This is a genomic window from Luteolibacter sp. (assembly GCF_039920825.1).
In the GTDB taxonomy this organism is placed as follows: domain Bacteria; phylum Verrucomicrobiota; class Verrucomicrobiia; order Verrucomicrobiales; family Akkermansiaceae; genus Luteolibacter.
This window is the reverse complement of the sequence record NZ_JBDSCX010000042.1, coordinates 143613-159492: the sequence shown is the minus strand read 5'-3', so window position 1 is coordinate 159492 and position 15880 is coordinate 143613. Positions and strand designations below refer to the sequence as shown.

12 protein-coding genes are annotated in these 15880 nt (G+C 59.4%); 7 read left to right on the top strand and 5 right to left on the bottom strand.

Annotation, left to right across the window (positions count from 1 at the left end; genetic code table 11):
- Positions 1–2 precede the first annotated feature (2 nt).
- Positions 3–1403: an efflux transporter outer membrane subunit gene (locus ABIQ96_RS13145; RefSeq protein ID WP_348215058.1), complete on the top strand. Its 1401-nt coding sequence runs from the start codon at positions 3–5 to the stop codon at positions 1401–1403.
- 24 nt (positions 1404–1427) lie between these two features.
- On the opposite strand, the gene ABIQ96_RS13140 is transcribed toward ABIQ96_RS13145, so the two are convergent.
- Complete coding sequence (locus tag ABIQ96_RS13140) at positions 1428–2741, bottom strand: hypothetical protein (protein WP_348215057.1); 1314 nt, start codon at positions 2739–2741, stop codon at positions 1428–1430.
- Between the two features lie 34 nt (positions 2742–2775).
- A complete protein-coding gene (locus tag ABIQ96_RS13135; protein WP_348215056.1) occupies positions 2776–3336 on the bottom strand; it encodes a hypothetical protein in 561 nt (186 codons plus the stop codon).
- A 136-nt stretch (positions 3337–3472) separates the two neighbouring features.
- On the opposite strand from ABIQ96_RS13135, the gene ABIQ96_RS13130 reads away from it, so the two are divergent.
- From ABIQ96_RS13130 to xerA, 4 genes are all read left to right on the top strand, one after another.
- Positions 3473–4699 (top strand): 6-phosphofructokinase, encoded by a 1227-nt coding sequence (locus ABIQ96_RS13130; protein ID WP_348215055.1) that lies wholly within the window; start codon positions 3473–3475, stop codon positions 4697–4699.
- Between the two features lie 239 nt (positions 4700–4938).
- Positions 4939–9168 carry a LamG-like jellyroll fold domain-containing protein gene (locus ABIQ96_RS13125; protein ID WP_348215054.1) on the top strand — a complete coding sequence of 1410 codons (4230 nt, stop codon included), beginning with the start codon at positions 4939–4941 and terminating at the stop codon, positions 9166–9168.
- 101 nt (positions 9169–9269) lie between these two features.
- Positions 9270–9842 (top strand): ATP-binding protein, encoded by a 573-nt coding sequence (locus ABIQ96_RS13120; protein WP_348215053.1) that lies wholly within the window; start codon positions 9270–9272, stop codon positions 9840–9842.
- A gap of 45 nt (positions 9843–9887) precedes the next feature.
- Positions 9888–10772 carry a site-specific tyrosine recombinase/integron integrase gene (gene xerA, locus ABIQ96_RS13115; RefSeq protein ID WP_348215052.1) on the top strand — a complete coding sequence of 295 codons (885 nt, stop codon included), beginning with the start codon at positions 9888–9890 and terminating at the stop codon, positions 10770–10772.
- A 13-nt stretch (positions 10773–10785) separates the two neighbouring features.
- Here the strand turns inward: xerA and ABIQ96_RS13110 are convergent, their stop codons facing one another.
- Both ABIQ96_RS13110 and ABIQ96_RS13105 read right to left on the bottom strand, forming a co-directional pair.
- Positions 10786–11580 (bottom strand): hypothetical protein, encoded by a 795-nt coding sequence (locus tag ABIQ96_RS13110; protein WP_348215051.1) that lies wholly within the window; start codon positions 11578–11580, stop codon positions 10786–10788.
- 47 nt (positions 11581–11627) lie between these two features.
- Entirely contained in the window at positions 11628–12023 is a 396-nt protein-coding gene (locus ABIQ96_RS13105; protein WP_348215050.1) for a YkvA family protein, read from the bottom strand.
- Between the two features lie 128 nt (positions 12024–12151).
- Between ABIQ96_RS13105 and ABIQ96_RS13100 the strand changes: the two genes are divergently transcribed.
- Positions 12152–13045 carry a uracil-DNA glycosylase gene (locus tag ABIQ96_RS13100; protein ID WP_348215049.1) on the top strand — a complete coding sequence of 298 codons (894 nt, stop codon included), beginning with the start codon at positions 12152–12154 and terminating at the stop codon, positions 13043–13045.
- A gap of 149 nt (positions 13046–13194) precedes the next feature.
- Here the strand turns inward: ABIQ96_RS13100 and ABIQ96_RS13095 are convergent, their stop codons facing one another.
- Positions 13195–14007, bottom strand: a complete 813-nt coding sequence (locus tag ABIQ96_RS13095) for a TIGR00730 family Rossman fold protein (RefSeq protein WP_348215048.1) — start codon at positions 14005–14007, stop codon at positions 13195–13197.
- Positions 14008–14177: 170 nt separating this feature from the next.
- Here ABIQ96_RS13095 and ABIQ96_RS13090 point away from each other — a divergent pair, with 170 nt between their 5' ends.
- The gene (locus tag ABIQ96_RS13090) at positions 14178–15815 is read left to right on the top strand and encodes an alpha/beta hydrolase (RefSeq protein WP_348215047.1); all 1638 of its coding nucleotides are present in this window, start codon (positions 14178–14180) and stop codon (positions 15813–15815) included.
- The last annotated feature ends 65 nt before the right edge of the window (positions 15816–15880 follow it).

Sequence of the window (15880 nt, the reverse complement as noted above, 5' to 3'; positions counted from 1 at the left end):
TCATGAAACACCGCTATCTGATATTGCCCGCCTCAATCGCGCTTGCCTCCTGCACGCTCGGCCCGGATTTCCAACTTCCCGGTGTGACCGGCGGCACGAAATGGAAAGAAGGCGCGGCCACACCGGCGGCGCGGCTTCCCGACAACTGGTGGCGTCTTTTCAACGACAGCGAACTGAACCGGCTGATCGATCATTCCCTAGCAGCCAACAACGATCTCGCCGCCGCCAAGGCACGTGTCGATACTTCGCGTGCGCTGGTCGCCGTGGATCAGGCCCGGATGTTTCCCACACTCGATCTGATGGGCAGCGCGGGGATTTCCCGCAGTTCCTCGGACGTATTGCGGGGAAATATTCCTTCCGGGGTCGACGTGGATCTGGAATCGCAACACTACCGCAGCAGCTTCGATCTTGCCTACGATCCCGACTTGTGGGGGCGAAACAAGCGGCTGATCGAAGCCTCCTCCGCACAAGCCGCCGCCAGCGAGGCCCTGTTGGACTCGCAACGGTTAGGCGTCGCCGCCGAAGTCGCCCGCCAGTATTTCCTGCTGCGCGGACTCGATGCGCAGGAAGCGGTTTTGGACGACACCTTGAAGAGCCGTCGCGAGGCGCTCGACATCCAGAAATCCAAGATGGATGCCGGACTCACCGACGGTCTCGCCTTCAGCCGCGCCCGCACCGAAGTGGAACTCGCCGACAACGATCTCGCGCTCGTCCAACGCCAGCGAGGCTCCGCGGAACACGCGCTGGCCGTGCTGTGCGGTGTCACTCCTTCCGACTTCAGCGTCGCCGCCCGCACACCTATCAGCACGTTGCCGTCGATCCGCGCCGGACTTCCCGCCGAAGTTCTGATGCGCCGCCCGGACGTCCGTGCGGCCGAACAACAACTGCGTGCCGCGAACGCGCAAATCGGCGTGGCGGAAGCCGCGTTCTATCCGAATTTCAGCCTCAGTGCCGGCGGTGGATTCGAATCGGTGGATGCGAAGCGATTCCTCAATTGGGAAAACCGCGTGCTGTCGCTCGGTGCCAATGTCGCCGCTCCGATCTTCGACGGCGGAACGAACAAAGCCAACTATCAGGCAGCGCGCAGCCGCTACGACGAAGCCCTCGCAAAATACCGCCAGACCCTGCTCGTGGCCCTGCGTGAAGTGGAGGATGCTCTCGTCGATCTCAAGGGTCTCGCCCATTCGCGTGCCTCGCTCGAGCGCGCGGTGACAAGCGCGAAGGATACCCAACAACTCGCCCAGGAACGCTACGACAAGGGCCTGACCAACTACCTCGACGTCGTCGATGCCGAGCGCGGCGTCCTCCAAACCCGCCTCGCCCTCAGCCAGGTGGAAGCCCAGCAACGAATCACCCTCGCTGCCCTCGCCAAGGCGTTAGGCGGCGGATGGAGCGGGAAATAGGGTTTCAAGAATCCCGCAAGCCGCTCATTTTTCGAAAGTCAGATAGACAGGACTGCCTCCGACTTCCAGTTCGACGCTGCCGGATGCCGTCTGTCGGGCTTCTCCGGAAACAGCAGGTGCATCGGTGAGCGGCATACGCGAGGAAGACTCGAGTTTACCGGGGATATGATCGAGCGCCATCTTGCTGGTGCGGGAATCACCGGTAGGAGACCAAACCGCCCAGATGGTTTTTCCTTCGCTTTCATATTCCTGGATTCTGAGTTTTCCGGGATCGTTGGTCGGAATCCTCCGGAAGCGAAAGTCTCCCAGCGTCTGCTGGAGGTGGCGAACGGCGTAAAACGAGGGTTTGGGTTTGAAGTGCCGGGTGAGTCCGGCGCTGGCATGGACGCTTGCCTTGTCCTCGTCATTGAAAAAATAGAGATAGGCACGCTCGACCGGCATCGAGGAGAAAACCAGCAGCGAGCGGACAATCCATTGCGCTTGTTGTTCATCCGTAACGCCCTCCCATTTTGCGAAATCGCCGGTTTTTTCATTCGGCTGGGTGGTGCTGTCGTAGCCGAACTCAGTGATCCAAACCGGCTTTCCCGGCATGTGTTGGTCGCGCCAAACGCATAGGTTCTCGATGTCCTTCAGGTATTTCGGCAGAGCCGGATCTTCGGGAAAACTCCGCTTCCACGACGGCCAACCGGTTAGTTCCGCGTAGCTGTGAATGGTGAGAACGTCCACGAGTTCGGGCATGTCCGCGATGCACGAGACGCTCTTCTCGTATTTCCCACTCGCCCCGGAAGTTAGATTGCAGGAGGCGATCGTCATCTTCGGATCACCCGCCCGGATGCCGGTGGCCATGGCCCGGAACATCCGTGAATAGTCGGCGTCACTCCAAGATCCCGGTTCGTTGCCGATTTCCACCGAGCTGACGACCCGGCTTTTTCCGGAGGGTCCAAACTCCTTGGAAAACGCAGCACCGTAACTCCGCGCATCCTTATCGAGATCAGTCCAGTCGGCATGATCCACGGACTCGAACATCAGGCAGGCGTCGGTGATCCAGCCTTTGGATTTCCACGATCCGTAAACCTGGTTCCAGTCCACCTTGTTCTTCGCGGATGGAAACGGCGGGAGCGTGGCGGTCTGCTTTTCCAGATCCCACGCGACCGGATGATAGTCGCGGACGAGCCGGCATACAGGCTGATAGAGTTCCGGCTTGAACTGAACCGTATGACCATTGAGCCCGATGAAATCCCGCATCAGCGGACGGACCGGCTCCGCAGCATGAAGAGCGCCCATGAGCACGATCGACTGATAGAGCACTGAACGGATGAAATTTCCCGGTGGGTTCATGTGAAAAAATGCAACGACGGCCGGACGGTGGATCTTACGCTCGATTGATCGGTCCGAGGTTCGGAAAGGAACTTAACTCGCCCGACCATCCCCAGGCAGAGACTTCTTGGAATGCGCGTTGAAACCCCGGAATCCACAACCCCTCCCGAGCGATTTGTTCGCCATCGCGGGGAAACCTATCAGAATCAAGAAGCCGCTCGGCCAGGTGAAAGCAGAGCCACGCGCGCCAAGAACGGATCCCGGCACGCGGGCCGGACATGCGGCTGGCGAGGTGTTGGAAATGGCGGACGGGATTTCCCATGTAGCCATAATCGCCGTTGGAAGCGGTTTCCATGATCCAAACGAGCGCGCGGTACGGCGATGGATGCGTTTTTAAAACAGGCTCGTCTCCGGTGAGATCGGCCATCCAGGCTTTGTTGAGTTGGAGGATTGCCTGCGCGGGTTTTCCAGAAATCCATTGGGATTGAGCGTAGCGCAAGGCGTCCAGATAGAACTCCGTGCCTTTCGCATCGCCGTGACGGCGGGTCAGCGTGAAGTCGTGCGCTCCGGAAATTTCCGGGAGGTGCGGGCAGGGAAAAGGAGGAATAGGACTCATAGGCCTTACAGAACCTATATTCTGGCCCGCTGGTGGAATAATGGAATTCCCAACTGTTTTCCAACGACTTCCCCGGACGATTCCGTCATTTTTCCGGGCTTGCATCTGCCACCGGATCGTCAATTCTCCCGCCCGCATGAGTAACCGCCTAGAAGGAAAAGTCTTGGTCGCCCAGGGTGGTGGCCCCACTCCCGTGATCAACCAAAGCGTCGTCGGCGTTGCCCTCGAAGCCCGCAAATTCAGCCAGGTGACCTCCATTTATGGAGCTGTCCACGGCGTCCGCGGGATCGTCGATGAAAACTTCGTCGATCTCACCCGCGAGACCACCCACAACCTGGAGCAAGTCGCCGGCACTCCATCGTCCGGCCTGCTTTCCACCCGCGACAAACCGGATGAAGAGTATTGCCAACGCATGTTCAAAGTCATGCAGGCGCACGACATCCGCTACTTTTTCTATGTCGGTGGAAATGACTCGTCCGACACCGTCCGCATCGTCAACGAGCAGGCGAAGGAAGCGAACTACGAACTGCGCGCGATCCACATTCCGAAGACGATCGACAACGACCTTGAGGAAAACGACCACTGCCCGGGCTTCGGCTCGGCGGCGCGTTTCGTGGCTCAGGCATTCTCGGGCGTGAATCTCGACAACCGCGCGCTTCAGGGCGTTTACATCGGTGTCGTAATGGGTCGCCACGCAGGTTTCCTTACCGCTGCTTCTTCGCTGGCACAAAAATACGTCGATGACGGACCGCACCTCATTTACGTGCCGGAACGCCATTTCGTGATGGAAAACTTCCTCGCCGACGTGGATCGCGTCTATCAAAAACACGGCCTTTGCACCATCGCCGTGTCCGAAGGCATCTCCGATCCCGACAACACGCCGATGATCGTCAAACTTCTCGGCGTCGAAGAGCGCGACTCCCACGGCAACGTCCAGCTTTCCGGCACCGGCGCCCTCGGCGACCTGCTTTCCAACGAAATCCGCAAGGGACTCGGCATCAAGCGCGTGCGTTCCGATACCTTCGGCTACCTGCAACGTTCGTTCATGGGCATCCAGTCGGACCGCGACGCCCGCGAGGCCCGCGAAGTCGGCGAGAAAGCCGTGCAGTTCGCGATGTGGGACAATGTTGACGGCTCGGTGGCGATCAAGCGCCCGGTGCTCAACTACAGCGTGGATTATCAACTCGTGGACATCCGCAAAGTCGCCGGGAAAACACGCCACATGCCGGACAATTTCATCAATGCGGAAGGTAACGGCGTAACGGATGATTTCCGGAACTATTGCCGTCCGCTGCTCGGATCGAACCTGCCTGAACCGCACCGCCTGCGTGCGCCGAAGGTGGCGAAGATCCTGCACAAGTAACTTCCGAAACCCGTCCCGATTCACCAGCCGGAGGAGCCTAGCGCTTCTCCGGCTTTTCTTTGCGGATTTAAATATATCCGCGAATATTTAAAATCTTGCGGCTTAGTAACTCCGGTTTATGATCTGCATGCCGCCATTTTGTAAAATGGGAGACGGCGTGTTTTTTGACTTCCCCCCGAACGGGGCGGTTTAAACCCGAAACCGCTTCGCCTAAGTTTCCATGTGAAAAATCCAAGTTCATGAACCGAGCCTTTTCTTTCCAAATCCCATTTCCCCGGCTCCTCGCGACGGCGGTGTCCGTCGTCCTTTCGGTGGCAGCCAACGCCCAAGCGCTCAATATCGCTAATGATGTTCAAACAGCGGCGACTCTGACCAACACCACCGTCACCATGACGGGACGCGCGGAGCTGAACATCACCGGCACCGGCGATCCGATTCCCGGCTGCATCGTCAATTTGAATTCGACGGACTCGTGGTTCTTCATGCGAAACATCCGCCCGTCGGTGGTGAACTCGACGTTTCTCGGCCGACTCCGGGTGAACGGTGCGGCGGCGGTGCTCAACAGCAATGTGAGGATCGTGCAGTATGAAGCCGGCACCGTCGTCATCCCTCATGGCCCGACCTACAAGCCGTTGCAGATTTTCGACGGCACCCATTTCACCGGTCCGTCGAAATCGCTGGGGCTTTACACGTATTACAATGAGGCGAGTCTCGGGATTCTATCAGCCGCGACCAGTTCGTTCAAATTGAAGCGCGGCTACATGTGCACCGTCGCCCAACAGAATACAGGCATGGGTTCCAGCAAGGTTTACATTGCCCAGGACGGAGACCTTGAAGTCAGCGTTCTACCTGCGGCGCTGAACAACAACATTCGCTATGTGCGCGTCTTCCCATGGCGCTGGGTTTTGAAAAAAGGCTGGGGCGGCGGCGATGGCTGGCAAATGAATCACTACTGGAACTACGGCTGGGATGCCGGTGGTGACAGCAATAACCTGGATTCCGATTACGTCCCCATGCGGCATGGTCCCTACTGGCCGGGATTTGACGAAATCAACGCGAAGCAGAATGTCACCCACCTTCTCGGCTACAACGAGCCCGACAACACGTGGGACACGGCGCAAACACCTCAAACCGTGGATCAGGCGATCGCGCAATGGCCGGAGCTTATGAAATCCGGGCTGCGTCTTGGCTCGCCCGCGGTGACCGAGGGCGGACTGAACAGCTGGCTCTATCCGTTTATCGACCGCTGCGACCAGCTCGGCTATCGGGTCGACTTCGTCGCTGTTCATTTCTACGGGGCCAACTACGACGCCTGGGGTCTGCATGAGCTGCTCCGCACCATTTCCGAACGGACCAAGCGCCCTGTCTGGCTGACGGAGTTCAACAACGGCGCCAGTTGGAACGACAGCTCCAATAATCCCACCCAGGAGCAAAACGCCACGCGGATCAACGAGTTCATCGACATGATGGACGGCTGGGCCCCCTACGTCGAACGCTATGCGATTTTCAACTGGGTGGGCGACAACCGCCGCATGGTCTGGGACGGCGGCTGGCTCACCACCGCGGGTCCGGTCTATCAGAACCAGATTTCCTCCCCTTCTCAGGTGCAGGCTTTTCCAGAAACGGCGACGGCGGTGAACGCCAGTTTTCTGTTCGAGGGAAATGCCAACGACAGCTCCGGCAACGGCCATAACGGCATCGTCATGGGCACGCCGTCTTACGCCACGGGCAAGTCCAGCCAGTCGATCAGCTTCGATGGCACCAGCGATTATATCCGGCTCTCATCCAAGCTGGGCGACAGCACGGACTTCAGTTTCACCGGATGGGTCTACTGGAACGGCGGCGGAAATTGGCAGCGCGTTTTCGACCTCGGCGATGGAACCGATAAATTCGTCGCCATGGTTCCGAAAACCGGAGACACCTCCAAGCTGCGGTTCGTCATGAAAAACGGCGCGGTGGCCGACGCGACGGGTGGCGAACAACGCCTTGATTCCACCGCTGCGCTGCCCGTCGGAGCATGGACCCACGTCGCGGTGACACTCACCGGAACTACTGGAAAGCTTTTCGTCAACGGAGCCCTCGTCGGCACCAACACCGCGATGACCATCGATCCCGTGAATGTCGCAACGGTTTGGAACTATCTCGGCAAGGGGCAGTTCGCGACGGATCCCCTGTTCAATGGACGGATGGATGACATCCGATTCTACAACTCCGCACTAACCGACGCACAGGTGCTGGCGAACTATAACAACATCGCCCCGCAGTTCACCGCCAATCCGCTGGCCAAGGCGGACGCGGTGAAGCTCCAGCCTTATAGCGGAACCCTGGCGGGTGATGCGTCCGATGCGAACGCCGGATCGGTTCTCAAGTTCGCCAAACTCGCCGGCCCCGCTTGGTTGAACATCGCCAGCGACGGGAAATTTACCGGTATCCCGTCATTGAACGACACCGGAATCAATACCTTTACGGTCACCGTCACCGACCCCGTCGGAGCGATCGCGGTGACAATTGTCACAATCAACGTGAAGGATCTAACTGGCAACGAGCAGCGCTATGCCTTCGATGGAAATGCGAACGCCAGCGCGGGCACCGCCAACGGCATCACCACCGGAGGGCCGGTTTACGTCGCGGGCAAACAAGGTCAGGCCATCGATCTCGACGGCGTCGATGATTTCGTCACGCTGCCATCCGATGTCGCCAGCTCAACCGACATCACCGTGGCCGCGTGGGTCAACTGGGACGGCGGGCCGATCTGGCAGCGCCTCTTCGATTTCGGCAGCGGCACGGCGGAAAATTTGTTCCTCACACCATCGTCCGGCGGTACTGCGCGCACCACCTTCGCCATCAAAAATGGTGGAACCGAACAGGTGATGGATGGACCGCCCATCCCGGTGGGAGTCTGGACGCACGTCGCCGTCACGCTCAACGGCAATACTGGAAAGCTCTACATCAACGGTGCCGTCGTGGACACAGACAACAGCATCACCATCAATCCCAGCGACTTCCGCGCCGCCACCAACTACATCGGCAAGAGCCAATGGCCGGACGCGCTGTTTAACGGCCGCATCGACGAGTTCTGTATTTATAACACCGCGCTGACCGACGCCCAGATCATCCTGTTGATGAACAGCAAGCCGCCGCAATTCATCTCGGATCCGATCACTAGGCCCAACGCGACCGCTGGCCAGATTTACTACAACTCGATCATCGGCTCCGCGACCGACGCCGATGCCGGCGATACGCTGACCTACAGCAAGGTCTCTGGTCCCGCCTGGCTTTATGTCGCGCCCAACGGTGCCCTATCAGGAACGCCCGACGCTGGAAACACCGGAGCCAACCGTTTCGTCGTCCGCGTCACCGACAGCCGCAACTCGACCGACGATGCGCTGCTAAATATCAACGTCACCGGAGTCACCGGGCTGATGGATACCTACGAACTGAATACGAACCTGCTGGACAGCACCGGCACCCAGCATGGCAGCGGCACCGGTGGACCCGTCTATGGAAACGGACGCTATGACAAGGCCCTGGTTTTCGATTCGATCGATGATTTCGTCACCCTCCCGACCACTGTCGCCAGCTACAGCACCATCACCGTCGCCGCTCGCGTGAAATGGAACGGTGGTGCAAACTGGCAGCGCGTTTTCGATTTCGGCACCGGCACCTCGCAATATCTTTTCTTCGCTCCCAACGGCCGTTTCGCCATCAAGAATGGCGGTGCGGAGCAGACTTTGGACACCGCGGCATTGCCCGTGGGCGAGTGGGTTCACATCGCCGTCACCCTCGGTGCGAACACCGGGAGCCTCTATATCAATGGCGCCCTCGCCAGCACTGCGGCCATCACCATCACTCCCGCAAACTTCAATCCCAGCCTCAACTACCTCGGCAAAAGCCAATATGCGGCGGATCCGCTTTTCAACGGCACCATCGACGATTTTCGTATCTACAACCGCGTCCTCACCGCCGCGGAAGTTTCCGCCTTGGCGATTCCCAACATCGGCGTCGCCAGCGGCGGCATCATTCCCGCCACCATCCCCTTCGCTTCGTGGGCATTCCAATACACCCTCCCTAACGGCCAAAGCGGAATCAACTCGGATCCCGATGGCGACGGCATTTCCAACCTCCTCGAATACCTGTTCGACACCAATCCCCTCACCCCGAATCCCAACCTCCTGCCGAAGGGCGAGATGAAATTGGGCAGCGCCATTGGTTTGTCCGGATCACCTAACAAACACTACCTCAGCTTCCAGGCCCGCGTCCGCAAAGACCGCAGCGGGGTAACGCTCGTCCCGCAAGCCGCCGCCACCATTGCCGGTCTATCCGCACCCGGTGCCGCCGCCAACGTAATCCAGGCAGGAGCTCCTGCGAGCGACGGGGCGTTCGACGTCTTCACTTACTATTGCGCGACGGCGATGGAGGATTCTCCGGACGGAAAGGCCTTCATGCGCCTGACGCTGGTGAACGAGTAAATCAAGAGAAGTCGTCACACTGATTTGGAGGCTTCTACCTTGCCACCGGAAGCGTTATCTGCGCTGGCTAAGGACATGAAAGATGGCGTCCAACAGATCAAATGAAGGCCATCATCATCAGCGGGGCACCGGCTACGGGGAAGACCCACCTTGGAAGGTATCTGGCGGAGGAAATGCGTGTTCCGCTCCTTGCCCGCGACACGATCAAGGAAACCCTATTTGATTCGCTCGGACATTCGGACCGCAAATGGTCTGTCCAACTTGGTTCCGCGAGCTATGACCTTTTGTTCGCACTCGCGGAAGAATTCTTCCACTCACAGATTCCTTGTCTGGTGCTTGAAGCGAACTTTTCAGAACGAGCTGGTGCGACTCTCGGAGAACTGGCCCGGAAGTACGGTGTCGAAACGACACAGGTGTTCTGCACTGCCAGCGCGGATTGCCAGTGGAAGAGATTTCAGGAACGCGCGCTCTCCGGGGAGCGTCATCCCGGCCATGTGGACGCTGAGAATCTTGACGAGGCCCACCACCGGATCTTCAGCAGCAATCCGCAGCCCCTCGCCCTTCCGGGTTTGCTTGTCGAGTTGGATACGACGGAAATCAGCACCATCGATTACACGAAGGTCGTCGAGCGCATCAAATTTGGCGATGATTCTTCTCTGGAGTGCTCATCTTAGTGCCTTTACTCGCTGAGGCACGGGGGCGATGGTCGGAGCCGAGTGATGGAAGCAAACGCCGATCGATTCATCCGGTTTCTGGCAACCGAGCGCGGACTATCCGATGCCTATCAGGCATCGGTGCGGCAGACTTTGGACGCGTTGGCGGGGTGGCTGGGGAAGAAAGGAATTTCCCTGCGGGATGTGGGAACCGACGAGCTCGCTGCATTTCTCACGCAAAGGAAAGCGGAGGGGCTGAATGCGGCATCGCTGCGGATCACCACGGTGCACCTGAAAGTGTTTTTCCGCTGGCTGGCGGGGAAGGAGAAGCTGGAGATGGATCCGGCGGAGCCGCTGCTGGCGCCGAAGCCGGACATGACGTTGCCGGAAACACTGCATGCGTCGCAGTTGGTGACACTGTTGGAGTCCATCGATCCGGCGCAGCCGTTAGGGCGACGGGATCTGGCGATTCTGGAATTGTTCTACTCGTCGGGGCTTCGGCTGTCGGAGCTGTGCAAGCTGCGAATGGAGATGATGGATTTCGAGGAAGGTTTCATCCGCGTCACCGGCAAGGGTGGCAAGACTCGCATCGTGAGGGTGGGCAACAAGGCGCGCGAGGCAATTGCCAGCTACCTGACCAACGAGCGGCCCGAGTTGGTGACAAAGAAGACGTCGTCGCACCTTTTCATCAGCGTGCGGGGCGGACCGCTATCACCGGACCGGGTGCGGCAGATCGTGAAGGAACGGGCGAAAATGGCGGGGATCGATCAGAATATTTACCCCCACCTGCTGCGGCATTCCTTCGCCACGCATCTGCTGGAAGGCGGCGCGGATCTGCGAGTGATCCAGGAACTGCTAGGCCACGCGGATATTTCCACGACCCAGATTTACACTCACGTCGATCGGCAGCGGTTGAAATCGGTGCACAAGAAATTTCATCCGCGAGGATAAACGCTCACCGATGTTAGTATTGCTTGATCTCCAGCGGCACGGTGGCCGGCTTCGCGGGATCGGGAGCCGCAGGAGTGACCGGCAGGGTTGGCGTGGGTGAGGCTGGAGTGATCGGTGGCGTTGCCGGTGCGACCGGTGCCGGTGTTACAGCCGGTGTGGTTGGCAAAACCGGTGCCACAGGAGGGGTCACCGCTGGAGGTGCGGGGGGCGGCACGGGAGGAAGAACGATCGGTTCGTCAGGAATGGCTACAGCCGTCATGACTGCGATGCCCTCGACCCTGATGGCTTGGAAGATGCGGTTGTAGTTGTGGCGGATGACAGCGGGAAACGACACGCGGCCGGCTTCAACGATATTTTCAAGAAGCAGTTTCGCCGTTAGGTTCGAGACCAGGTCGGTGCCGATTTGAACGGTGCGGTTGGGATTGATGATTTCCTTACCTGCCTCGCTGGAGCCGACGATGACGTCACTGGCAATCGACTGCCCTTGGATGGCGATGGTCGATTGGGCGGCGACGATGGCCCCCTTCGAGCTGACCGTGATTTCGAGAGTGGCGTGGTCGTCGGAGGCGAGCCAGCCGCGGAGGTAGTCGATGCGGATCGAAACAAAGATCCCGCCATCGGGAGTGGGGCTGGATTCGGGCTTGTAGGTCCGGTAGTTGGCACCGGAGAGCTCGTAATCGACGTATTTCCCGGGCTTTTTCCAGCCACCCAGGTTTTTCGCGAATTCATCCTGATCGACGCCGACCCCGGCGAAGGCCGCGACGAGTGAGGAAAACAGGGCGAAGAGAAGAAGGAGAGTCGGTTTCATGGTGAAATGGACGGCAAGCGCCCGGTGATACTGAATTGGCGGGCGTTTTATTCGATGAATTCCGGCGGCGGGGCTGGATTCGGCGAACCGAAAAGGCGCTCCACTTGGGCGAGGGCCTTCGATTTGTGCTCATCCTTGATGTAAGCGGCGACCGTGCCAAGCGCCGCAACCAGAGCGCCCCAGTCGTCGCCATAGCCGATGCCGGGAATGATGTCCGGGATCAAATCGGTGGGTAAAACGAGGTATCCCAAGGCTCCGACGATGACACCCTTCGCCCAAGTCGGGGTGTCGCGATCCTGCAGGCAGTAGAAAAGCGTGAGCGCGGTGAGCAGGGTTTTCCGACCGGCACTGAGCGCCGCTTTGCTCAAAGTCCGCCACAACCGCGGAGCCGAATACCAAGTCGGTGCGGAGAGGGTGGCGGGAAATTTCGGGAATTTTGACATGGTCGGATGAACGTCGCTGCGGGCGGGCGCGGCGGAAGATGGCCCAATTCCCCCCACCCGGCAAGGAGAAGGACCGGACCGGGAATCCAGCAGTTGCACCGCGCGGGGCAACTCGCTAGCGTCGCCGCGTGATTCGCCCTGTCGATGTGCTGCTGGAATTTCTCGAAGCTGAAAAAGCCCGCGGGGTGTCGCACGTGCATCTGGACGATGGCGCGCGCGAGGTGCTGCGCGACATTTTCAATCGGGCGAAAACCGGTGGAGCCGCGCCTGCAGCCGTGGAGCCTGTGACGGTGTCCGCCGCAGTTCCGGCGGTTCGCGAGCCCTTACCGACGATCACCTTGAATGAGGAGCCGAAACCGGTCGTCGTTTCGAAATCGTTGTCCATCGCGGGTTCGACGAAAGCGGAGCAACTGGCATCGCTCCGGCAGCAGGCGGAAAACTGGGGACCTGCCAAGTCGCTCGGATCGCTGCGGGAAACGATGGTGTTCGCCACGGGAAATCCCGATGCGCGGGTGATGCTCGTCGGCGAGGCACCGGGCTATCAGGAGGAACGCGAGCGCGAGCCGTTCGTCGGACCCGCCGGCCAGAAGCTGAACGACATTCTCAAGGCGATGGGGATTTCCCGCGAACAAGTTTACATTTCCAACATCGTCAAATTCCGCCCCGCGACGCCCAAGCAAACGACGAACAACCGCAAACCGACGCCCGAGGAAATGGCGGCGTGCATGCCGTTCGTTAGAGCGGAGATCGGCATCGTGAAACCGGAGTGCGTCATCGCCCTCGGCGGCACGGCGGCGGAGGGATTGTTAGGACTGGAAGGCACGGTGACATCGATGCGCGGACCGTGGCATGATTTCGAAGGAACTCCGGTGCGGGTGACCTATCACCCGAGCTACCTGCTCCAGAGCGGCGGCAGTAATAACGTGAAACGCCAGGTGTGGGAGGACATGCTCGCGGTGATGGAAAAGATCGGCCTGCCGATTTCCGACAAGCAGCGCGGGTATTTCCTGCCGAAGCCGTGACCTTGTACTGCGTGCAGCCTGCTGCCGCTTTAAGCATTTGCAGCCTGCTGCGGGGAGTGCGGTAGTCCTTCACAAACGATTCATGTCCTTCACAAGTGCCGCAGCAGGCTGCGGGCACAAAGCGGCAGCAGGCTGCACGCAGTCCAAGGTCAAAGCGCCTTTTCTCCCAGCATCTTGATCGGATGCGGATGCTTTTTCCTCCGCAGGCCGAACTGCCTGACCGCATGCCGTTGCAAATGCGCGACGGCATCCTCAACATCATCCGTGAAGAAAATGAGTTCCGGATCGTCCGGGTTGATAGTCCCTTCCTCCGCCATCCGATAAACGAAATCCATCAGCGGCTGCCAGTAGTCCTTTCCCATCAGAACGATGGGAAAAACCTTCAATTTACCCGTCTGGATGAGGGTCATCGTTTCGAACATTTCATCCATTGTCCCCGCGCCTCCGGGGAGGACGATGAAGGCATATGAGTATTTCACGAGGACCACCTTGCGGGTGAAAAAGTAACGCATGGTGACCGAGCCCTGAACGTAGGGATTGAGCGCCTGCTCGAACGGCAGCTCGATGTTCACACCGATGGATCGTCCGCCCGCCTCGAAGGCCCCTTGATTGGCCGCCTGCATGATTCCCGGTCCACCGCCGGTCACCACCGTAAATCCCAACCTCGCGCTGGCAGCTCCCATGTTTTTCGCCATCTCATAATAACGGCTGCCCGGTCTGGTTCGGGCGGAACCGAAAATCGTCACGCACGGCCCGGCGAAATGCAGCGCGCGGAAGCCGCGGAGAAGGTCCATCGCGACATGGAAGATCGTTGATAAATTGTGCAGTCGCGAACTCGGTCCTGATAGCAACGAGCGGTCCGGGTTCTCCAGCTCGAAGATTTCCTGCTCGCGGACATCCTTCTCGGTAATCTTCTGCTCTGCGCCAACCTCCGGCAGTTTCGGGCATTCGGGTGAACTCACGGATGACTGTTAACACCGATTTCCTCCCATGGGAAAAACGAAAAATCCCGGTCGCCACGGATTCGAAGATTGGCAAAGCAACTTGAGGTCCCCACGGTCTTTCCTACTAATCAACCTCTCGTGCGGAAGCGTTTGACCGCGACGATTTTCTAAAACTGACCTGTTCCGCCATGCTCTTTCGATCGGTTGCCATCTCCGCAATCCTGACCCTCGCCAATTGCGCCCAGCAGTACGCCGAGGTCAAAATGAAAGTTGCAACTCTCCAAGGTCCTCCGGGGATTGGTGCGCTCGCTTCCGCGGAAAACGAAATCCAGCGCGCGCTGCAAGGAGATCACTCAAAACCGCTCGTGGCACTCGGCGATTGCGTGGAGGCGCTCGACATCGCTTCGCGTGAATTGCACCGAGACCCCGCGAACGCCACCGCGCGGCGCGACTACAATTTCGCGTTGAGCCGCATTTTCGAGATCATCAAAAACGCGAAGATCGACGCGTGGTCGAAGCCGCTCACAATCCCGAGCGAGCACGGCGACTATCTACTCTCGGCAAAACCCGATCCGCGCCCGGAGTGGAACCCCGCCCTCTACGACTTCACGCCGGCGGACCAGTTCGACGTCAACGGCAGATACGTCACCGAGCGCACCACGCGCGCCGGCCTCGGCGCACCGCTCGTGGCGGCGGAACGCGTGTCGAAAACAGAAGGCCGCCGGGAGAACTTCGTGCCGTCACGCATCTTCCGCTGCGTAACCCCGGTCGCCCGCTTCCAGGGCCGGCGATGTGTGCTCACGTTTCACGACCCGCTCGACGAGGAAACAGTAAGGTTCGACGGACACACGTTTCCGCTCGCCGCGGATTTCACCGTGCCGCTCGCGGTGATGCTCCAAGAGACCGATCCGGCGAAAACCGAATTCTGGCGCGTCATCAACCCGGAAAAATACGCGCACACCGCCACCATCGAGCGCCTCCAACCCTACGATCCGGACAAGACTATTGTGTTAGTTGTCCACGGGCTGATGGATTCGCAGGCCACTTGGACGCCGATGATCAACAAGCTGCGTGGCGATCCGGTGATCCGCAAAAACTATCAGTTCTGGTTTTACAGCTATCCCAGCGGATACCCCTATCCCTATTCCGCCGCGATCCTGCGCCATCAGTTAGACGAAGTCGAAAAGCGCTACCCAGCACGCAAACCGATGGTAGTCATCGGCCACAGCATGGGCGGCTGCATCAGCCGGCTGTTGCTCACCGACAGTGGCGATCAGCTCGCCAAACAAATTTTCGGCAAACCACTCGATGAAGTGCCACTCTCGCCGCACACCCGCGAATACTTCCGCGACGAGTTGGTTTTCACCCATCGGCCTGAGATCGGCCGGGTGATTTTCATCGCTTCACCGTTGCGTGGCTGCGACCTCGCCAGGAGCTGGTTCGGCCACCTTTGCAGCTACATCATCCGGCCCGCCCGCCTCGCCGCTGACGCCAGCAGCGAAATGCTCAATCACACCCAAGGACTTGCCAGCGAACTCAAACCCAGGCGCCGAGCCAACAGCGTGGATACCCTCACGCCCGAAAGCCGTTTCGTGAAGGCCATCAACACCCTGCCGCTCACTCCCGGCGTGCCCTATCACACCATCATCGGAGACCGCGGCCGTGGCGATTCGCCGAACTCCAGCGACGGCGTCGTGCCTTATTCGAGTTCCCACATGAACGGATCCCAGAGCGAGCGCATCGTTCCCTCCGACCACAGCGCCCACCAAAATCCCGAGGCAATCAACGAAGTGCTGGGCATTCTCAAAGCCCACGCATCGCGATGAAAAAACAGCCGCGGAGTTTCCCCGGCGGCTGTTGGAATCATTGAGATCAAGAAGACTATCGGAGC